We start from the raw sequence: 20,239 nt of genomic DNA, 5'->3' as shown, positions 1-20,239 counted from the left end.
ATCGAACGCGGACGCTAAACGGTCTGGTGGGCGGCGGCCTCGCGTTCCATGAACTGCTGCCGAGAAATCATGTGCACCTGGTGCATGTCGGCGAGGATGCCGCGCAACTCTGTGAGGAACGTCTCGCGCCGCTGGGCCAGATCCGGGGCGGGTTCCAGCAGGCCCTGGTCGGCCGCCACCTGCCGCGCGGTGGCGAACAGCAGCGCCGACACCGACTCGTTGCTGCGCACCAGACGCTGCGCCGCCCGTTGGCTGCCCACCCCCAGCGCCCGCTGGGTCAGTTCCTTCTCCTCGATCTGCGCCGGGGCGTCGCGCAGCACGTCGGCGACGATCTCGTAGGCCTCGATGAACGGCCGCAGCATGGCGTGGGCCATCAGCGGCCGCATCTCGTGCAGCAGCGCCTCGACGTCCGTCCCGTCGGCCAGCCGGGTCTCCCAGTCGTCGAGCCAGGCCATCTCCTCGGCGATATGTGCGCGGAAGGCCGCCGAGTCGGCGAAGTAGAACTCGAACTTCAACAGGTCCCGTAGTCGCATCACCTGCGACCAGAACGCTTCGAGCCGGTCGCCGTCGGCTCGGCCCGCATAGGCCAGCGCCAGTTCGGCGATCGAGGTCTCCAGGAAGGCGTGGATGATCGAGTTGCGGTAGAACGCGGCCTCGTGCTCGTCCTCGGGGGCGATCTTCCAGACCGGTTCGCGTCCGCCGTCGACCCGGGTGACGGGGTTGCGCCCGGACAGCGCGTCCAGCGCCGCCTGCACCCCGTCGGCGCTGCGCAGCCGACGGGTGGATTCGGTGACCGGGGTGCCCTTGCGTTCGAGGTAGTCCAGCGAGTCCTGCAGCGTGTGGTGCACCTGATCGCGGGTCAGCGCGATGCCGCGGGTGACCAGCAGCAGCGCCGACACCAGCCCGGTGGCGTTGATCGGGGTGGCATCCAGGATGCGCCAGGCCACCTCGAACGCCATCTTCTGCAGCGCAAGGCGTTTGGCCGCCTCCTCCATCTCGGGCTCGCCGGGAGGCAGGTAGAGGTATTCGCGCATCGACACCGCGGCCGGGAAGCGGACGTAGATCTTGCCGAAGTTGCGCTCCCCCTGCGCCTTGATGAAGTTGTACAGCCAGCTGACACCTTCGGGGGTCTTCTCCCCGCCGCGCGCGTAGGCGGCGTATTCGCGGGTCTCGTGCAGCTGATCGAAGCTGATGGACACCGGCTGCAGCAGGATGTCGTCGCTGCGCCCGTCGAGGTAGGCGTCGGCGACGTAGGCCAGCAGACCGAGCTTGGGCGGCAGCATCTTTCCGGTGCGCGAACGGGTGCCCTCGATGGACCAGCTGAGGTTGAACCGCTTCTCGACGATGTAGCCGACGAACTGGCGCAGCACGTACTTGTACAGCGGGTCGTCGAGCTTGCGGCGGATGAAGATGACACCGGAGCGGCGCATCAGCGGGCCCATGAAGCCGAAGGACAGGTTGATCCCGGCGAAGGTGTGCACCGGCGGGAGTCGGTTCTCCTGCATGGCCACCGGCACGATGGCCCCGTCGAGGTAGGAGCGGTGCGAGAACAGCAGCACCGCGGGGTGGCGCTCCAGCGCGCCGCGCAGGGTTTCGATCTCGTCGGCGTCGTAGTCGATGTTGGGATCGAAACCGCGGCTGAAGATGGCCCGGCCCAGGTTCGGCATCAGGTCCACGGAGAATCGGCTCCAGCCGGTGGCCAACTCGTCGAGCATCTCGCCGGCCTTCTCGACCGTGGCGCCCGGGATCTGTTCCAGGCCCTCCCGAAATCGACTGGAGGCCAACATCTCCGGCTTGACCAGCCGCGGCGACTTGTATTCGGGTCCGAGCAGCCGCAACTCGATCCGTTCGATGGCCAGCGACGCGCGCCGCAGCACGAACCGGGCGAACTCGCGCGGTGAGTCGGCCACGGTGGTGTCCTGCCACTGCTGGCGCAGTTCGGAGACCTTGGCGGGTTCGCCGGCGACGACGGTGGCCCGCGACTTGTCCCGGCGCAGGATGCGCCGCTGCAGCATCTCGGGCGGACGGTAGGTGTCGCGGCCCTGGATCAGCCCGACGATCTTGACCCGGGTCGGCAGGCCGCCGGGCACCCAGAACACCCGCACCGGGACCACCGCGCGGTCGTCACCGGTCTCGAGTTGCTCGACGAGTTCGGCGATCACGCCGGGCGGCGGCTCGTCGGCCGGCAGTTGGATCACCTCGATGTCGGCGCCCGGGTGCGCGGCACGCTGCGCCCGCAACCAGTCGGTCAGCAGGTCGAGTTCGGCCGGCGAGGTCACCGAGGCGAGCACCAGCGCGTCGCCGTCGATGGTGACCTCCGGCAGCGCGCGGTCGCCGTTGCGGCTGGTCATGGCCGACCCCGCACCGGCGGGGCCTCCCCCGGCTCGGCATTCTTGGGTGAAACCTTCTTGGCCGCAGTCTTTTTGGCTGTCTTCTTCTTGGCTGTAGCCTTTTTGACCGGCGCCTTCTTGGCGGGGGCCTTCTTCGCGGCGGCCTTCTTCGCAGGCTTCTTCGTCGGCGCACCCAGGTCGACGGCGGGCACCTCGTCCTCGGGCCAAGACGCCAAGGTGTCCAGGTACAGCTGACGCACCTGGCCGATCCGGTCCTCGAGATCCTCGACCGTCCAGTCCTGCACCGGGATCGGCGGATACACCACGACGTCGACGGTGCCGGGGCGCATCAGCGTCGCATCGCGGGATCCGATGACCTCCGCATTGCGGATGACCACCGGGACAATCGGGATGCCCGCCGCCATCGCCAGGCGGAACGGGCCCTTCTTGAACGGGCCGACGGTGGTCGTGTCGAGCCGGGTGCCCTCCGGGGCCATCACGATGGACAGGCCCTTGCGGATCAGTTCCTCGACCTGTTTGAGGGAGGCGACGGCGGCCTCGGTGTTGTCCCGGTCGATGAACACCGCGTCCATCAGCTTGCCCAGGGTGCCGGCGAGCGGATCGTCGGCGAGTTCCTTCTTGCCGACCCCGGTGAAGTTGTCCCGGACCAGCGCGCTGGTGATGATCGGGTCAAAGTTGTTGCGGTGGTTGAAGATGAACACCGCGGGCCGCTGCGCGGTGAGGTTCTCCCGGCCGAGCACGTTCAGCTTGACCCCGCTGGAGGCCAGCAGCATCGCCCCCCAGTTACCGGTGAAGAAGTTGATGCCGCGGCGCCGGCTGCGGGTCAGCAGCCCCCAGCCGATGGCGCCGGCCGCGATCGGCACGACGGAGCCGACGCCGACCAGCGTCTTGAGCGTGCCGGTAAGACTGGGGCCGCCGCGGCTGGTGAACCGCAGGATGGGCCAGCCGCGCTGGCGGGCCACCGCGGCCATCTTGCCCTCGGGGTTGGTCGGGCGGGGATGGCCCACCAGGTACATCAGCGCGACGTCCTCGTCGCCGTCGGCGTAAAAGTAGCTGTCCTTCAGGTCGATTCCGCGTTCGGCCGCGAACTTCTGCACGGCGTTGGCCTTGCCCGGCCCCCACAGGATGGGCCGCACCACCTGGCCGGTGAGCGCGCCGTCCTCGTCGAGTTCGAACCGGTTGGTCAGCGTGTTCGGGATGCCGAGGAACTCCGCGACGGGCTCGACCTGGATGGTCAGCGCCGAGGAACTCAGACACACGGTGTGGCCCTGGTCGAGATGCGCCCGCACCAGTTCCCGCATCTCCGGGTAGATGCGGGATTCGATGTGCTGCTTGAACAGCCGCTCGCCGACCTGGTCCATGTCGGTGATGGACCGGCCCCGCATCGCCGAGGACGCCGAGGTGATGAGGTCCTCGAACTCGAGGCGGCCCAGCTGGTGATTCAGACCGGCCTGGATCATGCCGATCAGGTCGCCGAGGCCCAGTTCGCGGCGGCGGAACTGCTCCTGGGTCAGGATGACTCCGGTGAACCCGGCGACCAGCGTGCCGTCCAGGTCGAAGAACGCGCCGATCTTCGGCCCGCGGGGGCTGGCCTTGACCTCGGCCACCGAGCCAGGCAGTCGCATATCGCGTGGGGTTGTCATCACACCGCCGATCCGTTGGTCGAGGCATCGGGGGTGTCGAACGAGGCCGGGACCACCCGCAGATCCGGGTCACCGGCCAGCGCGAGCACCTCGTCGAAGCCGTCGGCAAAGCAGCGGGCGAACAGCGCCTCGTCGGTGATCGCGGCCCGGTCGTAGCGCGCCGCGATGGTGCAATAGCCGCCGCGCGAGACCAGCACCACCATCATGGCCACTCCGGGCAGCGGGCCGATCCCATACTGCCGCAACACTTTCGAACCGGCGATGAAGCTGTCCCCCGGATACACCGGCACGTTGCTGGCCTGGACGTCGGAGGCGATCACCGAGCCCGTCATCGACTCCAGCACCGGGTCGGGCAGCAGCGAGAGCACCGGTGCCACCACCCCCAGCAGGTCCAGGGCCGCCTCCTCGCGGCGCTGCGTCATCTGCGCGCGGATCTTGTGCATCCGCGCGGCCGGGTCGGCGGTGCCGATGGGGGCGGCGATGTTGACGCCGGTGAACCGGTTCCCGCCGGCCGGGTCGGAGTCGGCGCGCAGGTTGACCGGGACCGCCATCGGCAGCGTCTGCACGGGAACGCCGAGGGCCTCGTGGTAGCGCCGCAGCGCGCCGCACAGCCCGGCCAGGTACGCGTCGTTGATGGAGCCGCCGGCCGCCTTGGCCACCCGGTGCAGATCGGCCAGGGGGATCTCGATGGCCTCGGTGCGCGTGGAGAGGCTGCGCCGGCGCAGCAGCGGCGACGGCGGCGCGGCCTGACGCACGATCCGTCGGCTCGATCCCGCGTAGTCGAGCACGCCGGAGACCGCGGAACCGGGACGGCTGATCGCCTTGCCCACCGCCCCGATGGCCCCGAACACCGCGCCGCGAAGGCCGCCGACGATCGAGCCGGGCAGCGCGTTGAGCCCGGAGCGCATCAGGTCGTTGGGCGAGAGGTCCTGCGGGATCGGCAGCGGCGCCACCGGCCGCGGCGGCGCATCCGGTTCCAGGTCGTAGATCTCGGTGAACATCGCGACCATGCCCACCCCGTCGGCGACGGCGTGGCTCAGGTGCAGGATCTGCGCGGCCCGCCCGCCTTCGAGGCCCTCGATCAGCGTGGCGCTCCACAGCGGCCGGGTGATGTCCAGCGGCGACTGCTGGATGACCTCGGCGAGGTCGAAGACCTGACGGATGCCGCCCGGTTCGGGAGCGCGGACCCGACGGACGTGGAAGTCCAGATCGAAGTCGGGGTCGACGACCCAGCGCGCAGGCGCGGTGGGCAGCGTCGGCATGACGACCTTCTGCCGCAGGCGCGGCACCCGCCGGGACGCGTTCTCGTAGGTGGCGCGGTAGCGCTGCCAGTCCGGCGCGGCTTCGAGGAGTTCGACGGCCATGATTCCCGACCGCGTGCGCGGGTTGGCCTCGCCGCGGTGCAGCAGCTGGTCGACGGCACTGAGTTCATCGGAGAACGCGGACGCGTCGAAGGAATCGCTCGCCAAGGTGTCTCAAACCCTCCATAGGTTCGTGGTCGTCGCGCGCAGGGTCCGGCTCGCCGTCCACGCTAGTCTCAGCGCCGGTTCGGCGAGAGCCGATTGGCGTGGATCACCCCACGTGGTGAACGACGCGGTCCAGGCCCGTGCGATGCCGACCATAGGTGATGCCGAGGAAGTCGGCGACGGTGTCGGTCACCATCTGTGAGCGCACCGTGGCGATGGTGTCGAAGGCGTGGTGGGCATTGGGCAACTCGGCGTGCGCGACGGTCGCGGCGCCGGCTCCCCGCAGCGCCCCGACGAAGGACTGGGCCTGGGTGTGCGGGATGACCGCGTCGTTGCGGCCGTGCAGGACGAAGAACGGCGGGGCGTCGCGGTGCACGTGGGCGATCGGCGACGCGGCCCGGTACAGGTCCGGGGCGTCGGCCAGTCGCGCGCGCATGACGAAGTTCTCCAGGAACGGCAGCATCAACTCGCACATGTTGGCCGGGTCGGTCAGGTCGTAGGCGCCGTAGTAGGGCACCGCGGCGGCGACGCTGGTGTCGACGTCCTCGAATCCGGGTTGCAGCGCGGTGTCGTTGGCCGTCAGGGCCGCCAGCGAGCCGATGTGCGCGCCCGCCGAGCCGCCGGTGATCGCGATGAACTCGGGGTCGCCGCCGTGGTCGGCGACGTTCTCGCGCAGCCAGGCGATGGCCCGCTTGACGTCGATGATGTGCGCCGGCCAGGCGCTGAACGGGCTGCGGCTGTAGTTGATGGTCACGCAGATCCAGCCCAGTTCGACCATCCGGCTCAGCAGCGGGACGGCCTGACCGCGTTTCTCGCTGAGCGCCCACGCCCCGCCGGGCACCTGCAGCAGCACCGGTGCCTTGGCGCCGGGGGTGATGTCGGGGCGGCGCCAGATGTCGAGCAGGTGGTCACGCCCGCCCGGACCATAGGACAGGTTGCGGGTGACCGTGGCGTACCGGCTGCGCTGCGCGGCGCGCCACACCCCGGCGACGCTGTGCCGGCGGATGGTCGGGTCGGTGACCGGGTGGGACACCTTCTCGGCGTAGTCGGATCCGTGCGTCTCGGTCAGCGCCTCCTGCAGCACGCTGTCGGCGCGTTGGGCGGCCAGACCGGCGGTGAAGCGGTTGACCGGGGCGGCGTTGACCGAGGACAACGCGTGCCCGGTGAGCACGCGCAGCGGAAACTCCGTGATGGCCCAGCCCGCCAACCAGCCGGCCAGCGACGGCGCCCCGCGCAGCAGCACCGAGGCGGCCTGGAAAGTCCCTACTGGATTGGCGATCAGGCCCAGCGCCGTCTGCATCGGCCCCGGGCGGGCGGCAGGCTCGACCGCATCCGTCACCAGCGTCATCGCAACACACCCTCGCATTCCGGCTCGGGCATCGTCGCCCACCGCTGTGCCGTGAGTCACACAGTAGCCAAACCTGCTGCCATTCAAACGCATTTGCCGCTTCGCGTGGCGCGCACTGTGGGCCGGGGCCGGGGTTGGCTAAACTACCTGCACATTGCCTCCGTAGCTCAGTTGGATAGAGCAAGAGCCTTCTAATCTCTAGGTCGCAGGTTCGATTCCTGCCGGGGGCGCAACTTGACCAGCGTATTTGCGAATCCGCGCAAGATACGCACAACAGTGACGTCAGTCCGGGTCGGCGCCGACCGAAACGGAGACGTCTTATGACCACCACCGAATCCACCACCGAGACAGTCGATGCCGCCTGGGCCGACCCAAATTGGCAGATCGACTCGGCCACCCGCACATGCTGCGGCTGCATCGGCGCACACGCCCGAGGCTGCATGGGCGAAAAGACCACGCAGGATACGAGCCGTGTCGTACCCCTAGCGGACAGTGCAGCCATGACCACCGCACTCGCTGACCCTGCTCCCCCACCCGGTTCGGAACACATCGACGATTGGGGATCTGGCGGCGATGACCGCCGCATCGTCCTGGGCGCGACCCACCGCATCATCGACAGCGACGTGACAGTGTCGTTCTCCTGCATTCAGTGGCGTGACGGCCACATCGAATCCGGCAGCGACCCCGAGCCGCCCATGCTGTACCTCGACGGCGCGCCGGAGAACCTGAACGCTGACCAGGCCCGCCACCTCGCCGCGGTCTTGCTGGCGCTGGCCGCGCAGGTCGACGGGTGGGTGAAGTGATGAGCGCAACGTGTGAATTCGACTGGTGCGAGAGCGCTGGCGAGGGCCACAAGGAACACACCTGGACAGATGGCGTCTTCGCGGGCAGGTCGCGGCGGGCCTACGTGTGGACTTCGCTGCAAGAGGGCTTTCCGAAGCCGGTGCTCGTGGGCATCGAGAACCCTGAGGATGAGGGATACGGCGGTGAGATCTGGCTCAGCGTTGAGGACGCGACGTATCTGGCCCTGGCGTTGGGTCAGGCCATCGTGAACGCCAAGAGTGGGGCGGCCGCAGGGGGCGCCACCTGAGCCGAGGATGACTCGACCAGGTGTATCAAAGTGACACACCTGGCCGAGGATGACTCGACCAATGGCCCCGACCACCCGTTAGGTGGTCGGGGCCATTTTTTGGAGAGCTCCCACCTGACCCCCGGCGCAGTCAGGATTTCTCTCCCCGCGCGAAAAAAACAAGGCGGCCGGGGATCGTAGCCGGTACGGACTCCGGGCGTTCTGGGCGGATTCTGGGGCGATGACGGCGGAATGCCGCCCAATCAGGGGGGAGGGGGGGTATCGGAGAGAGATTCCTGACTGCGCCGGGGGTCAGGTGGGGGGTCGGTCAAAAAACGGTGATGGCCCGGACCGCGCTGGGGTTGCCAGGGGTCCGGGCCACCGCCGAGGGGGTTACGAGCCGTCGACCGTCGCGATGGAGACGGCGCCGCCGACGAGTCCCTGTCCGACGGGGGTGGCGTGCAGCCAGCTCCCGAATCGGTTCGACCCGTCGGTGGGGTCAATCTGGGACGCCGATTGCAGCGGGGACATGAAGACGGCGAACGCGGCGGGCGCGAACACGGTCAGCAGTCCCGCCGTGGCGGCCTGGGACGGGTACAGGCGGGCGCCGGCGAATCGTGCGGTGACGCTGCCGGCGTCGGGGCCGTTGGCCGGGTGCACGGCTTGCAGGACCGCGATATCGGCGGGCGTACCGACGATGACGAGATCCTCGACTTGTGCGTACACGTTGGCGGCAACGGTGTTGGCCGCGTAGCGCATGTGGCCGGCCACATCGGTCTCGAAGGCCAGTGCGGAGGCGGCCGCGGATTCGATGGCACTGACGGCGGACAGATCCAGGTCGCGGGCGATGCCGACGGCGTGGGCGTTGCTCAGTCCTTCCAGTGTCACGAACTGGTCGACAGCGGCGGACACCTTGGACCATCGGCCGTAGCGGACGGCGGTCAGCGGCACGTCCACCACGTCGTCGTATTCACCGTGGGGGGTGACCTCGTCGACCCCGGACGCGCCGGAGGGCAGCGTGTACTGCGCGAGGACGGCCTTGTCGCCGGTGAGCTGCTGGACCGGGATGCCGGCGTAGCCGATGAGGTGGCGGGGGTCGCGGGGGCCGGTCTGCGCCCATGCGGCCGGTGAACCCGTCGAGCTGCCGGCGGCGGGGTTGACCTGCACGGTGGCTCGAGTTTCCACGGCACCGTAGGTTTGGCCGGCTGCCATCGCTGCGGCGTGACGGTGCAGATTGTCAGCACTGACCAGCAGGCTCGGGGCGGCGCCGTTGGTGAATGCCTGCCGGCTGCCGGCGCGGTGCTCGTCGATGGCGGAGCCGATTTGGGCGGCGCGGGTCCGGGATTCGGTTTCGACGCGCTCGCGCTCGGTGCGTTCGGCGTCGCGGACCTCGTAGGCGTCGCGGATGGCACGCAGTTCGTCCATGTCCTGACGGGTCAGGTCGCTCTCGCGGGTGGACAGGTCACGGTCTTCGGTCTGCGCCCGGTCGACGCGGGTTTGGATTCGGGCGGTGACGGTTTCGAGCCGGCCGCGTAGTTCCTCGTCGGACACGGTGACGAGCTCGTCGATGTTGTTGCGCTTGGACATATCGGTTTGCCTTTCAAGCAAGAGGGATAGCGGAATCGGTGGGTGGCGGTGCCGCGCTGCCGGAGTGGAAGAACCGACAGCAGCGCGGCACCGAACCCTTTGAACCGCGAAAAGGAACTAGAGACGTACACAGCAAGGCGGACAACGGTCCTCAACTTGCCTCGGCGTCCACAACGGTGGGGCCGGGTACTGCCACCCACAACGGTGGGCTTGCTTGTGATTCTAGCCCTGGTGTCCGTCATTGTCGCCGGTGTCGATGGCGTTGACTTCGGCGACGAGCTGGCGGTGGGCGTCGAAGTCTTGGATGGCTGCGCCGAGTGCGTGGAAAAGGTCGAGGGCGTCACTGGGGCGCAACACAATCGGCGCGGTCGCGGTCGTGGTGGCGATCTGGATGACGATTCCGTCGTCGTTGTATCCGACGGTGAAACGGGCCTGGCTCATGCTGCGGTCTTCTTTCGGGGTCGGCGGGTAGATGGTTCGTGGTTGCGGCCGGCAATCACGCCGGTCGGTTTCTGGGCGGTGGGTAGGGATTCGAACCACGTTGTGCAGTCGGGCTGCGCTGGGCAGGCTCGGCAGATTCGGACGGCCTTGTCGTGGCGGTACTTCCGGTCGTCAGGGTCCTCGTGGTCGGCGCGTTCGTCGAACAATTCAGACCGGCCGACGCAGGCGGCGCCAGGCAGGAGAGGTATCCCGCCGAGGCTGGCGAACAGCGCTGAGGGGTCGGCGTAGCTCATCGGCCCACCGCCGCGTCGTAGGCCTCGATGGCTTGGCGCAACAGTGCGATGTCGGCGGCGTCGAGGTTTACCGGGCCGCATTCAAGATGCCAGCCCGCACCAGCGTGGTGGACCAACCGCAGCGGCATCGAACGCCAGGTGTCGGCCGCTGGCTCGAACGGTTCGAGCCAGCCGAACACGTCGCACACCACGCGGTCCAGCTCGGCCGTCGCGTAGGTCCGTGGGTCGTCGTAGACCTTGAACCGTGGCTCTATCTGTCCGATGAGCTTCTCGGTGGCTTGGCGGATCTTGAACTCGATGATGTTGTCGTCGGTGCTCATTCGTTGTCCTCGGGGTCGTCGTGGGCGGGTTGCGGTTCGGTCAGGGTGTGGTCGTCGAGGCGGTCCCGGTCGGCCTGGTCGACATGCGGGTGGGTCACGATGCGGCCTCCCGATTTGCTGTGACGCATTTGCCGAGGCCGCAGAATCCGCGTGCATGCTGGTGTGGTTTCAGTGGGCCGCCGCAGAACCGGCATGACGGTTCGGGATGTTGGACCTTAAATGGGATTTCACCTGTGTCACCTGTGTCAGCATGTTTGACCTGCGGTTTTGGGTCGCACCCTGACACAGGTATGCCGGTGTCAGGCGTACCGCGGTCGGTGACAGTCTCGGGCTGACACAGGTGCGCCTGTGTCGACCCTGTGTCAGGTTTTACTGTTTGACCTGCGGTTTCATCGACTGACACAGGTGACACACCCGCAAGTCCAATTAAGGTGTAACAACGGATTTGCTTGCCGTCGATTCTGGGCTGACTGGTGCGGATCTCGGGCACCACCGCGCGTAGGTTGCGCCCGAACGTGGCGTTTGCTCCCGGCTCGTGGCCGTTGTCCTCGCACCACGCTTTCCAGGCGCCGTAGAGGCGGTCGCGCTCCACACTCTTACCCGGCCCACGCTCGCATTGGTCGCGGACGAACGCTGACACCGGGGAGGACAGGTCCATCATCAGCCGCGCGGCTTCGGCTGACGACGCGGGCACCGTGAACCTGCCGTTACGGGTCAGCCTGTCCAACCCGGCCAGCGCCCAGTTCAAGACCCCAGGTAGTTCGGCGGCCAGTTTGGCGTCCAGGTCGCGGTCCTCGCGGCCGAGGAAGCTGTTGGCCATCTGCAAGATCAGCAGCCGATGCGCGATGGCGCCCGAACTGTCGGAGAACCGCGGCAATTCGTTCGACAAGATCACGAACCGGGTCGGCAGCTTGCCCGACCACGGCTCGCGGAACTTGCGGTCAACGGTGAGCATGTCCTCGCCGGTGATCGACAACAGCCGTTCCACCACCAGGTGCCCCGGCGTGCTGCCTAAACGGGCGTCGGACACGATGGCCAACGGCTTGCCCAGCAGCGGAGCCAGGCCGAAGTTCGTGCCGATGCTGGCCAGGGTCGGGCCGACGACATGGCCACGTCCGAGCAGCTTGGGTAACAGCCGGCCGATGGTGCCCTTGCCGGAGCGGGTCGGCCCGAACAGTCCCAGCATCTTCTGCTGGTCGGTGCGGCCCGACACGATGTAGCCGAGGAATTCCTGGAGCAGGGCAACGGCTTCGGCGTCCTCGGGCCACACGGACTTGAGGAACGTCTGCCAGGCTGTCGGATTGGGAGCGTCGGGGTCGTAGGCGAACGGCACGCTGACGACGTTGAACAACGCCGGGGTGTGGTCGGACAGTCGGCGAGTCGCCAAGTCGAGCAGCCCGTTACTGCAGGAAACGACCTGTGATGCGCCGGTGTCGCCTGTTCCGATGAGCCAGGTCGGCGGGTCGATGTCCGCGGACACATGCCCGACCGCGGCCATCGCTTCGAGTACGTCGGCGACCCGCTTCTTGTTGGGATCCCAACGGATCGGCTCGTAGTGGTGGATGTCGCCGCCCATGCGGACCGCGCGCAGACAGTTGACCCGGCCGAGGGTGTCGTAAACGTGCTTGCGCAACTGGGCAGTGTCCATCTCCGACCAGTGCGGCCCGTGCCACTGCATCCACGTGCCGCGCCAGCACAACAGGGTCCGAGCACCGCTGGCCGTGCGCCAGGCGCGGTAGAGCCGGTGCGCGACAGCCAACGGCGCGGCGGGGCCGGGCCACACGTCACGGTCCGACTCGGTGATGGCCGCAGCGATCAACTCCTCGTGATCGCGGGGGCCGAGGTCGTCAACAGTCGGCCCGTCCTCATCTTCGGCATACCAGTCCCGCAGCTCGTCGGAACGGTCGATATCGCTGCTCATCGGCGGACCACCTCCCGACGCAGCCACGGCCTGCTCCGGTAGATCTCCTCGCGCTGCTGTATCTCCTGCGCGATGCCACGCCAATCAGCCGAGGCGGCAACAGCTTGGGATGTCTCGGCGCGCAGCTCTTGCGCAGTTTCGACCCGCAGCGCGTGGTGCTGGGCGAAGTCGAGCAGGGCCGCCCACTTCCGCTTGTCGTCGTCGGCAAGCTCGGACCAGGCCACCGTGCCGCACATCGGGAAGTCGCCAGCGGTGGCGAGGAACTTCTCAACCCATTGGTGAACTTCCCAGAACGAAACAGCTTGGGAATCAACATGGTTCGTCATTCGGCCACCACCTTCGACCGGCAGACCGGACCCATATGCGCGGCCACCGATGCATCGGCGACGACCCACTGATTGCAGCGCGTGCATCGGACCGCGGGCCGATAGCCGCACTCGCGCAATTCGGCGAGCAGTTGGGCTTCACGACGGTCCTCGGCCGTTGGTGCGGCGTAGCCATCCTCGGAGCGGTGCGCGGTAGACTTGGTGGCATTGGGTGAGTGATTACGAGAGGGCCGGTCCTGTGGCGGGGCCGGCCTTTTTCGTGTGCTCATGCCGCACCACCGCCGACCGGCTGCATGATGGTGTCGAGGTCGGCGACCGCAACCTTGAGCAGCCGCGGACCGACGCGAACAGCGTTCAGGTGGCCTGCGCTGATCCAGCGACGAATGGTGCGATACGAAACGTCGCAGTGCTCGGCGGCTTGTTGCAGTCCGATCAGTTCGGGACGGCCTGCGCGAGAGGGTGAAATGGGCATGGCAGTAGCAACTTTCAAAAGTTGCCCTACTGCCGTTCAGGTCTTGCGCGACGAATCGCGCCGTGAAGCTCATCGGATTGAGCGCCTACGGCAGATAGTGCCACATGTGTCCGACAGAGCCGCGCATTGTCCGCAAACGGCGTGTCACTCAGGGCCGGGCGAGCATTTCGTTTCCTGAGCAAGTCTCGACAGCCGCTCGGCGATCTCAGCGTCTCGCCCCTCGGCAACATGCTGATAGCGCAGGGCCATCGCCGGGGTGGTGTGCCCGAGTCGGTGCATGAGTTCGGCTGTGGTGGCGCCGGATTGCGCGGCCAGGACAGCGCCGACGTGACGCAAGTCATGAACCCGCAAGTTTGGCTTCCCGATGGCGGCACGCGCTTTCTCCCAGTGGGTCCGGTATTCACCATCTCGCATGTGCCCGCCAGATTCGGCGGGGAACAGAAGGGCATCGGCGCCCTTTCCGACATGACTCCTCAAGTGCGCCTTGACTGCTGGTCGGATGTGCGGGGGCACGGCAACGTCACGTATGCCGGCTGCGGTCTTGGGCTCACCGACGTAGAACTTGCCGCCGCGATAGGTGACTGCCCGCCGCACCCGCAGCACTGAGCAGTCCTTTCCGACATCGCCTCGACGCAACTCAGAAGTTTCGCCCCAGCGGGTGGCGCACCAAGCAGCCAGGAGCACGCTGGCCCGCAGCCTGGCGGGCATCTTCGCGGCAAGCTTGTCGACTTCCGCCGGGGTCAGCACATCGACATCACGCTTGCGGTTGGTTTGCATCGCTGCGCGAATACGGCACGGGTTGGCGTCGAGCACCTCGTCCTGGACCGCGGTGGCGCAAATGGCGTGCAGCAACGCGTAGGCGTGAGCGTTGCGGGTCCGATGTTCGGTGCCCAGGGCGGCGTGCCAGGTGCGGACCTTCGCCGGGGTGAGCGCGACAAGTTTTGTGTCACCGAGCTCGGGCAGGATGAGCCTGTTGAGCATCGAATCGTAATGCTGGCGTGTCCGGGGGCGCAGTTGCCGTTGCTCCAGCCATTGCGTGGCGTAGGCCCGCAGGGTGACCGCATCGGAACGCTCGACCGCGCCCCAGGTGCCGAGGTCGATCTTGCGGCGTTCGATAGCGAGCCAGCCCTCGGCGTCGCTATCGGTGGCGAAGGTTCTGGGTGCCCGGTGCAGCTTGGCGTCCGGGCCGACGTAGGCGGCGCTGTAGCGCCCTGAGCGTTCCTCCCGAATGCGGCCGAAGCCTCTGCGCTTACGAGCCATCGTCTGGGATCCTGCACAAGCTTTGCACAACAAGAGGGTACCAATATGTCCGGCAGTGTCCTATACTGCCGGAGTGGCGATAGGGACAAATAAGCAGTTCAAAGCCCCTAAACCGCATGTAGATGAACTAGCCGCCCCGGAGTGTCCCGTCAGGTTCGATTCCTGCCGGGGGCGCATCCGTCCGGCGCTGAGGGTCGAGTTGTTGTACGTATCGCGCGAGTGGACCGGGCAACAACCCAACTCTGGGCGCGGGCGGCGACGAGTAACGTCACCGTCATGAGTTCTGACCTCGTGCTCTATTCCGTGGCCGACCGCGTCGCCCTGCTCACCGTCAACGACCCGGACCGGCGCAACGCCGTCACCGACGCCATGTCGGCGCAGTTGCGCGCCGCCGTCGAGCGCGCCGAGGCCGACGAGAATGTGCACGCGCTGGTCATCACCGGCGCCGGCAAGGCGTTCTGCGCGGGCGCCGACCTGAGCGCGCTGGGCGCGGCGGCCGAGGAGGGGCTGCTGCGCATCTACGACGGGTTCATGGCCATCGCCAACTGCGCTCTGCCCACGGTCGCGGCGGTCAACGGCGCCGCGGTCGGGGCCGGGCTGAACCTGGCGCTGGCCGCCGACGTGCGCATCGCTGGCCCGCACGCCCTGTTCGACCCGCGGTTCCAGAAGCTGGGCATCCATCCCGGCGGGGGCGCCACCTGGATGCTGCAGCGCGGCGTGGGCCCGCAGGTCGCGCGCGCGGCGCTGCTGTTCGGGATGCGCTTCGACGCCGAGGCCGCCGTCACCCACGGATTGGCGCTGCAGACCGCCGACGATCCGGTGGCCGCCGCGCTCGAGCTGGCCGCCGGTCCGGCGAACTCCCCGCGCGAGGTGGTGTTGGCCACCAAGGCCACCATGCGGGCGACGGCCGCCCCCGGCTCGGTCGACACCGAAGCCCACCACACCGCGATGCGCACCGAGCTTGGCCCACAGGCGAAGTCGATCCAGTCCCCGGAGTTCCAGTCCCGGCTGCAGGCCGCGCAGCGCAAGTAGCTACAGGTCCAGCAGCGCGGTCTCGGGTGCCTCGAGCAACCGCCGCAGCTCGCCGAGGAACGCCCCCAGCTGGGCGCCGTCGGCGATGCGATGATCGAAGGCGCACGTCACCGTCATGGTGGGGCGCGCGACGACGGCACCGTCGACCACGACCGCGCGCGGCTTGATGGACCCGATGCCCAGGATCGCGGCCTCCGGGTAGTTGATGACGGGCACGGCTTCGTCCAGACCCAGCGCGCCGAAGTTCGACACCGTGAACGTCGACCCCTGCAGCTCCACGGGTTTCAGGCTGCCGGCCCGGGCGTCCTCGACCCGCTGCCGCACCGTCTCGGCCAGTGCGCGCATGCTCAGCCCCTGCGCGTCGCGCACCACCGGCACCAGTAGACCGCGCGGGGTGGCCACGCCGATACCCAGGTGCACCCCGCGATGGGTGTGCAGTTGCGGGCCGGCGGGGCCGTCCACCCAGGTTGAGTTGAAGACGCCGTGCTGGGTCAGCGTCAGGACCAGCAGCCGCAGGGTCACGACGAACGGCGTCACCCCCAGCCGGTCGCTGAGTTCCAGCAGCCGCGTGCAATCCACCGTCACGCTGCCGTGTGCATCGGGAATCTGGTTGCGCGACAGGGTCATCCGCTTGGCCATCTCGGCCTGCACGCCGCGCACCTCGGTGACCTGATCGTCCGTGCCGCCCGGCGGAGTGTCCGCGGCCGCCAGCACCGCGTCCCGGGAGACGATCCCGTCCGGACCGGGTGCCAGCCCGGCGAGGTCCACGCCGAGGTCGGCGGCCAGTTTGCGCACCGCGGGCTTGGCGCGCGGTCGCCCGTCGCGCCGGCTGGTGTCGAAGGCGGCGTCGGCGCCGTACCCCACCAGCACCGGATTCCGCGCCGCGGCCGGCGGCTCAGCGGCATCGGTATCGATACGTACCAGCACCGCACCCACCGGCAGCACATCGCCTTCGGCACCGCCCAATTCGGTGATCCGGCCGGCATACGGGCTGGGGATCTCCACCTGCGCCTTGGCGGTCTCGAGCGTGCACAGCGTCTGGTTGAGTTCCACCTCGTCGCCGACCGCCACGCTCCAGCCGATCACCGTCGCGTCCTCGAGTCCCTCCCCGAGGTCGGGCACCAGGAACTCGCTCATGGCAGGCTCATGACTTTCTCGACGCAGTCCAGTAGTCGATCCGGCCCGGGCAGCCACAGCTTCTCCAGCCGCGCCGGCGGATACGGCGTGTCGAATCCGGTGGCGCGCACCACCGGTGCCTCCAGGTCGTAGAACAACTCCTCGTTGACCCGCGCCGCCAGTTCGGCGCCGAAGCCCAGGGTGCGCGGGCCCTCGTGCATGATCACGCACCGCCCGGTCCGGCCCACCGAGGCCGCGACGGTGTCGAAGTCCAGCGGGTTCAGCGTCCGCAGGTCCACCACCTCGAGGCTGCACCCGTGTGTGTCCTCGGCCAGCGCGGCGGCGCTGAGCGCGGTGTCCACCAGCGATCCGTAGGTGACCACGGTGACATCCCGCCCGGAGCGCCGGATCGCCGCGCGCCCAAGGGGTTCGGCGGGCACCGCGGTGTCCAGGGGGCCGCGGGTCCAGTACCGCCGCTTGGGTTCGAGGTAGATCACCGGGTCCGGACTGGCGATGGCGTGGCGCAGCAGCCAGTAGGCGTCCGACGGGGTCGACGGCACGACGACCTTGAGCCCGGCGGTGTGCGCCCAGTAGGTCTCGGTGGATTCGGAGTGATGCTCCACCGCCCCGATGCCGCCGAACGACGGGATCCGCAGGGTCACCGCCATGTCGACGCCGCCCCGGGTGCGCATCCGGTACTTGGCGAGGTGGCTGACGATCTGGTCGAACGCCGGATAGCTGAACCCGTCGAACTGGATCTCGGGCACCGGGGCCAGCCCGCGGATCGCCATCCCGATCGCGATGCCGACGATGGCGGATTCGGCCAGCGGGGTGTCGAAACACCGGTCCGCACCGAAGGTTTCGGTCAGGCCCTCGGTCACCCGGAACACCCCGCCGAGGCGGGCGACGTCCTCGCCGAACACCAGCACCCGGTCGTCGGTGGCCATCGAGTCGTGCAGCGCCCGGTTGATGGCGCCGACCATCGTCACCTCGGTGTCGGTGGGCATGGCCCGCAGCAGCGGTCCCCGGGGTGCGGCCGCGTCGTCGTCGGCCGTCGGTGGCCGGTCGAAGATCTGGGTCATCTCACGCCTCCTTCGCCAACTCGGTACGCAACTGCTCGCGCTGGGCGGCCAACTCCGGGGTGATCTCGGCGTAGACCGTGTCGAACAGTTCGGTGACATCGGGGTCGGGCGCCCCGACGATCGCGTCGCGCAACTCGGCGCGCAATCGCTCGGCGCGGGCGGCGACGCGGCGCTCCAACCGATCGCTGTACACCTCGATGCGCTGCAGGTAACTGCGATAGCGCGAAATCGGGTCGCGCGCGGCCCATTCCCGCACTTCGTCGTCGTCGCGGTAGCGGGTGGGATCGTCAGAGGTGGTGTGCGGACCCATCCGGTAGGTGACCGCCTCGATCAGGGTGGGGCCGTCGCCGGCGCGGGCGCGGGCGGCCGCCTCGGCCATCGCCGCGTAGCAGGCCAGCACGTCGTTGCCGTCGACCCGGATGCCGGGCATGCCGTAGCCGGCGGCGCGGTGCGCGATGGACGGGCCGGCCACCTGCCGGCTGACCGGCACCGAGATGGCCCACTGATTGTTCTGCACGTAGAACACGCACGGCGCGTTGAACACCGACGCCAGGTTCAGCGCCTCGTGCACGTCGCCCTCGCTGGTGGCGCCGTCGCCGAGGAAGGCCACCGTCACCGAATCCTCGCCCAAGCGTTGGGCGGCCATCGCGGCGCCGACGGCGTGCAGTTGCTGCGTGCCGATCGGGATGGAGATGGGTGCGCAGCGCTTGTCGGTGAAACCCAGCCCGCCGTGCCAGCTGCCCCGCCACACCGCGCCCATCTGCGCCGGGGTGATGGCGCGGATCAGAAAGGCGCCGATCTCGCGGTACTGCGGGAACAGCCAGTCGGTCTTGCGCAGGCAGGCCGCGGCGCCGATCTGCGCGGCCTCCTGACCGCGACACGAGGCGTACAACGCCAACTCGCCCTGCCGCTGCAGGTTGACGAACTCCACGTCGAGTTCGCGGGTGACGACCATCATCTCGTAGAGCCAGGACAACGTCTCCGGCGGCAGATCGCGGCTGAAGCGCCGCTGGGCAGTGGGGGCACCATCGGGTGCGATGAGCTGCACCGGTTCGATCTGGACGGTGCCGTCGGACACCGGTGCGTGAGCAGACCCAGCCATAGCGCCTCCTTCAGGCCGCCGACGGCATGTTTGGCCGTCAGACCCTTAGTCAGCTCCAGCGCGGGGCCAGTCGAGCATCCCGCTTGTGGCGGTATGCCAGCCAGCGTCCGAGTGTCAGGGCGCGAGCTGCACGATTCGCTCTGCTCGCCTTAGCACTGGCGCATCCACCATTATGCCCTCGAAAGCGAAAGCACCGCGCTGTTCTTCGGCGGCGGCCAGTACGTGTCGCGCCCACTGCACCTGCTCAGGCGACGGCAGGTAGCCCTCCCGGATCACCGCGACCTGGGTGGGATGGATGGCCACCTTGATGTCGAATCCGACCGCCACCGCGTCGTCGACCTCGCGCCGCAGCCCGTCGAGGTTCTTGATGTCGATGTACACCGAGTCCAGCGCCTGCTTGCCGAACGCCTTGGCCGCCAGCAGCGACCGCGAGCGCACATGCTTGGCCACGTCGCGGTAGGAATCGTCGGGGAAACGGTTGGCGGTGCCGCCCATGAAACCGAACAGGTCCTCGGCGCCCCACATGACGCCGACGGTGTTGTCCACGGCCGCGGTCTCGTCGACCCGCAGCGCGCCCAGCGGGGTCTCCACGATCAGCACGACCTCCAGCGGCGCCAGCGCGCTCACCTGCTGCGCGGACTCGCATTTGGGCAGCATCACGGTCGTGTACCGGGTGCGGGCCAGTGTCTCGAGATCGAGTTTCTGCTCCGGCGAGTCGCCGGGGTTGATCCGGACGACGGTGCGGTGGGGATCCAACGGTGTGCTCAGCAGCGCCTCCCGGGCCGCGGGCTTGTCGCCGGCGCCGTCCTCGAGGTCGAGGATGACGATGTCGGCGGCCGCGGCGGCCTTCTCGAAGCGCTCGGGGCGATCGGCCGGGCAGAACAGCCAGGCGGGCCCGGCGTTGTCGAGTGGCACTAGTCCTCCTGGGGTTTCTTGCGCACCATGGTCTTTCGCGACGCGGTGGCCACGACGTCGCCATGCTGGTTGCGCGCGGTGTGCGCGAACGTGACGATGCCCTCCCCGGGCCGGCTCTTGGACTCGCGCTTCTCGGTGACGACGGTCTCGGCGTACAGGGTGTCGCCGTGGAACAGCGGCTTGGGGAACGCGATGTCGGAGAAGCCGAGGTTGCCGACGATGGTGCCCTGGGTCAGCTGGGTGACCGACAGACCGACCAGCGTCGACAGCGTGAACATCGAGTTCACCAGGCGTTGATTGAACGGCGGCAACGCATCCGAGAACGCGGCGTCGAGGTGCAGCGCCTGAGTGTTCATCGTCAGCGTCGTGAAGAACACGTTGTCGGCCTCGGTGATGGTCCGGCCGGGCGCGTGCACGTAGCGCACGCCGACCTCGAACTCCTCGTACCACAGCCCGCGCTGGTGCACGACCTTCTCTTCGTCAGCACTCACGGCG

General features: G+C 68.4%; 20 protein-coding genes and 1 tRNA gene. 4 read left to right on the top strand and 17 right to left on the bottom strand.

Translation table 11 applies throughout. The annotated features are described in order from the left end of the window. Window positions 1-14: 14 nt before the first annotated feature. The 4 genes from EL338_RS07655 to EL338_RS07640 all read right to left on the bottom strand — a co-directional run bounded on the left by EL338_RS07655 (window position 15) and on the right by EL338_RS07640 (window position 6,760). Entirely contained in the window at window positions 15-2,351 is a 2,337-nt protein-coding gene (locus EL338_RS07655) for a glycerol-3-phosphate 1-O-acyltransferase (protein WP_126333177.1), read from the bottom strand. Next, window positions 2,348-3,994 (bottom strand): HAD-IB family hydrolase/lysophospholipid acyltransferase family protein, encoded by a 1,647-nt coding sequence (locus EL338_RS07650; protein WP_126333176.1) that lies wholly within the window; start codon window positions 3,992-3,994, stop codon window positions 2,348-2,350. The genes EL338_RS07655 and EL338_RS07650 overlap by 4 nt, the downstream gene beginning before the upstream one ends. Next, entirely contained in the window at window positions 3,994-5,463 is a 1,470-nt protein-coding gene (locus tag EL338_RS07645) for a WS/DGAT/MGAT family O-acyltransferase (protein ID WP_126333175.1), read from the bottom strand. The genes EL338_RS07650 and EL338_RS07645 overlap by 1 nt, the downstream gene beginning before the upstream one ends. 103 nt (window positions 5,464-5,566) lie before the next feature. Then, window positions 5,567-6,760 (bottom strand): alpha/beta hydrolase, encoded by a 1,194-nt coding sequence (locus tag EL338_RS07640; RefSeq protein ID WP_235666484.1) that lies wholly within the window; start codon window positions 6,758-6,760, stop codon window positions 5,567-5,569. Window positions 6,761-6,964: 204 nt separating this feature from the next. Between EL338_RS07640 and EL338_RS07635 the strand changes: the two genes are divergently transcribed. The 3 genes from EL338_RS07635 (at window position 6,965) to EL338_RS07625 (ending at window position 7,898) form a co-directional block, all read left to right on the top strand. Further along, window positions 6,965-7,038, top strand: a tRNA-Arg gene (locus tag EL338_RS07635). A 90-nt stretch (window positions 7,039-7,128) separates the two neighbouring features. Further along, window positions 7,129-7,611, top strand: coding sequence for a hypothetical protein (locus EL338_RS07630; protein ID WP_126333173.1), 483 nt, complete (start codon window positions 7,129-7,131; stop codon window positions 7,609-7,611). Further along, window positions 7,611-7,898, top strand: coding sequence for a hypothetical protein (locus EL338_RS07625; protein WP_126333172.1), 288 nt, complete (start codon window positions 7,611-7,613; stop codon window positions 7,896-7,898). Before EL338_RS07630 ends, EL338_RS07625 begins: the two co-directional genes overlap by 1 nt. A 372-nt stretch (window positions 7,899-8,270) precedes the next feature. Here EL338_RS07625 and EL338_RS07620 read toward each other — a convergent pair whose 3' ends face one another. From EL338_RS07620 to EL338_RS07585, 8 genes are all read right to left on the bottom strand, one after another. Next, window positions 8,271-9,464, bottom strand: a complete 1,194-nt coding sequence (locus tag EL338_RS07620; protein WP_126333171.1) for a hypothetical protein — start codon at window positions 9,462-9,464, stop codon at window positions 8,271-8,273. 222 nt (window positions 9,465-9,686) lie between these two features. Beyond that, the gene (locus tag EL338_RS07615; RefSeq protein WP_126333170.1) at window positions 9,687-9,905 is read right to left on the bottom strand and encodes a hypothetical protein; all 219 of its coding nucleotides are present in this window, start codon (window positions 9,903-9,905) and stop codon (window positions 9,687-9,689) included. Beyond that, a complete protein-coding gene (locus EL338_RS07610) occupies window positions 9,902-10,198 on the bottom strand; it encodes a hypothetical protein (RefSeq protein WP_126333169.1) in 297 nt (98 codons plus the stop codon). The genes EL338_RS07615 and EL338_RS07610 overlap by 4 nt, the downstream gene beginning before the upstream one ends. Continuing rightward, window positions 10,195-10,518: a hypothetical protein gene (locus EL338_RS07605; RefSeq protein WP_126333168.1), complete on the bottom strand. Its 324-nt coding sequence runs from the start codon at window positions 10,516-10,518 to the stop codon at window positions 10,195-10,197. The genes EL338_RS07610 and EL338_RS07605 overlap by 4 nt, the downstream gene beginning before the upstream one ends. A gap of 94 nt (window positions 10,519-10,612) precedes the next feature. Further along, entirely contained in the window at window positions 10,613-12,439 is a 1,827-nt protein-coding gene (locus tag EL338_RS07600; RefSeq protein WP_126333167.1) for a DNA primase family protein, read from the bottom strand. After that, window positions 12,436-12,765 carry a DUF2742 domain-containing protein gene (locus EL338_RS07595; RefSeq protein WP_126333166.1) on the bottom strand — a complete coding sequence of 110 codons (330 nt, stop codon included), beginning with the start codon at window positions 12,763-12,765 and terminating at the stop codon, window positions 12,436-12,438. The genes EL338_RS07600 and EL338_RS07595 overlap by 4 nt, the downstream gene beginning before the upstream one ends. A gap of 265 nt (window positions 12,766-13,030) precedes the next feature. Further along, window positions 13,031-13,237, bottom strand: coding sequence for a helix-turn-helix domain-containing protein (locus EL338_RS07590; RefSeq protein WP_126333165.1), 207 nt, complete (start codon window positions 13,235-13,237; stop codon window positions 13,031-13,033). A gap of 144 nt (window positions 13,238-13,381) precedes the next feature. After that, the gene (locus EL338_RS07585; protein ID WP_126333164.1) at window positions 13,382-14,497 is read right to left on the bottom strand and encodes a tyrosine-type recombinase/integrase; all 1,116 of its coding nucleotides are present in this window, start codon (window positions 14,495-14,497) and stop codon (window positions 13,382-13,384) included. Window positions 14,498-14,773: 276 nt separating this feature from the next. Here EL338_RS07585 and EL338_RS07580 point away from each other — a divergent pair, with 276 nt between their 5' ends. After that, window positions 14,774-15,529 (top strand): enoyl-CoA hydratase, encoded by a 756-nt coding sequence (locus EL338_RS07580; RefSeq protein ID WP_126333163.1) that lies wholly within the window; start codon window positions 14,774-14,776, stop codon window positions 15,527-15,529. Here EL338_RS07580 and EL338_RS07575 read toward each other — a convergent pair whose 3' ends face one another. The 5 genes from EL338_RS07575 to EL338_RS07555 form a co-directional block, all read right to left on the bottom strand. Then, window positions 15,530-16,666, bottom strand: coding sequence for a dihydrolipoamide acetyltransferase family protein (locus EL338_RS07575; protein WP_126333162.1), 1,137 nt, complete (start codon window positions 16,664-16,666; stop codon window positions 15,530-15,532). Beyond that, complete coding sequence (locus EL338_RS07570; RefSeq protein ID WP_126333161.1) at window positions 16,663-17,727, bottom strand: alpha-ketoacid dehydrogenase subunit beta; 1,065 nt, start codon at window positions 17,725-17,727, stop codon at window positions 16,663-16,665. Before EL338_RS07570 ends, EL338_RS07575 begins: the two co-directional genes overlap by 4 nt. A gap of 1 nt (window position 17,728) precedes the next feature. Continuing rightward, window positions 17,729-18,829, bottom strand: coding sequence for a pyruvate dehydrogenase (acetyl-transferring) E1 component subunit alpha (pdhA, locus tag EL338_RS07565; RefSeq protein WP_126333160.1), 1,101 nt, complete (start codon window positions 18,827-18,829; stop codon window positions 17,729-17,731). A 114-nt stretch (window positions 18,830-18,943) separates the two neighbouring features. Further along, window positions 18,944-19,744, bottom strand: a complete 801-nt coding sequence (locus EL338_RS07560; RefSeq protein WP_126333159.1) for an HpcH/HpaI aldolase/citrate lyase family protein — start codon at window positions 19,742-19,744, stop codon at window positions 18,944-18,946. Beyond that, the gene (locus tag EL338_RS07555; protein ID WP_126333158.1) at window positions 19,744-20,235 is read right to left on the bottom strand and encodes a MaoC family dehydratase; all 492 of its coding nucleotides are present in this window, start codon (window positions 20,233-20,235) and stop codon (window positions 19,744-19,746) included. The genes EL338_RS07560 and EL338_RS07555 overlap by 1 nt, the downstream gene beginning before the upstream one ends. Between the last annotated feature and the right edge of the window lie 4 nt (window positions 20,236-20,239).

This window comes from Mycolicibacterium chitae (assembly GCF_900637205.1).
GTDB lineage: Bacteria > Actinomycetota > Actinomycetes > Mycobacteriales > Mycobacteriaceae > Mycobacterium > Mycobacterium chitae.
This window is presented reverse-complemented; position numbering and strand designations above follow the sequence as displayed.

Excerpts from the sequence above, each read along its gene's own strand:
- EL338_RS07630 (WP_126333173.1), top strand. The coding sequence starts at position 7,129 with ATGACCACCACCGAATCCACCACCGAGACAGTCGATGCCGCCTGGGCC.
- EL338_RS07640 (WP_235666484.1), bottom strand. The coding sequence starts at position 6,760 with ATGCAGACGGCGCTGGGCCTGATCGCCAATCCAGTAGGGACTTTCCAG.
- EL338_RS07585 (WP_126333164.1), bottom strand. The coding sequence starts at position 14,497 with ATGGCTCGTAAGCGCAGAGGCTTCGGCCGCATTCGGGAGGAACGCTCA.
- EL338_RS07600 (WP_126333167.1), bottom strand. The coding sequence starts at position 12,439 with ATGAGCAGCGATATCGACCGTTCCGACGAGCTGCGGGACTGGTATGCC.
- EL338_RS07625 (WP_126333172.1), top strand. The coding sequence starts at position 7,611 with ATGAGCGCAACGTGTGAATTCGACTGGTGCGAGAGCGCTGGCGAGGGC.
- EL338_RS07575 (WP_126333162.1), bottom strand. The coding sequence starts at position 16,666 with ATGAGCGAGTTCCTGGTGCCCGACCTCGGGGAGGGACTCGAGGACGCG.
- EL338_RS07595 (WP_126333166.1), bottom strand. The coding sequence starts at position 12,765 with ATGACGAACCATGTTGATTCCCAAGCTGTTTCGTTCTGGGAAGTTCAC.
- EL338_RS07605 (WP_126333168.1), bottom strand. The coding sequence starts at position 10,518 with ATGAGCACCGACGACAACATCATCGAGTTCAAGATCCGCCAAGCCACC.
- EL338_RS07590 (WP_126333165.1), bottom strand. The coding sequence starts at position 13,237 with ATGCCCATTTCACCCTCTCGCGCAGGCCGTCCCGAACTGATCGGACTG.
- EL338_RS07570 (WP_126333161.1), bottom strand. The coding sequence starts at position 17,727 with ATGACCCAGATCTTCGACCGGCCACCGACGGCCGACGACGACGCGGCC.
- EL338_RS07580 (WP_126333163.1), top strand. The coding sequence starts at position 14,774 with ATGAGTTCTGACCTCGTGCTCTATTCCGTGGCCGACCGCGTCGCCCTG.
- EL338_RS07610 (WP_126333169.1), bottom strand. The coding sequence starts at position 10,198 with ATGAGCTACGCCGACCCCTCAGCGCTGTTCGCCAGCCTCGGCGGGATA.
- EL338_RS07655 (WP_126333177.1), bottom strand. The coding sequence starts at position 2,351 with ATGACCAGCCGCAACGGCGACCGCGCGCTGCCGGAGGTCACCATCGAC.
- pdhA (WP_126333160.1), bottom strand. The coding sequence starts at position 18,829 with ATGGCTGGGTCTGCTCACGCACCGGTGTCCGACGGCACCGTCCAGATC.
- EL338_RS07620 (WP_126333171.1), bottom strand. The coding sequence starts at position 9,464 with ATGTCCAAGCGCAACAACATCGACGAGCTCGTCACCGTGTCCGACGAG.
- EL338_RS07650 (WP_126333176.1), bottom strand. The coding sequence starts at position 3,994 with ATGACAACCCCACGCGATATGCGACTGCCTGGCTCGGTGGCCGAGGTC.
- EL338_RS07615 (WP_126333170.1), bottom strand. The coding sequence starts at position 9,905 with ATGAGCCAGGCCCGTTTCACCGTCGGATACAACGACGACGGAATCGTC.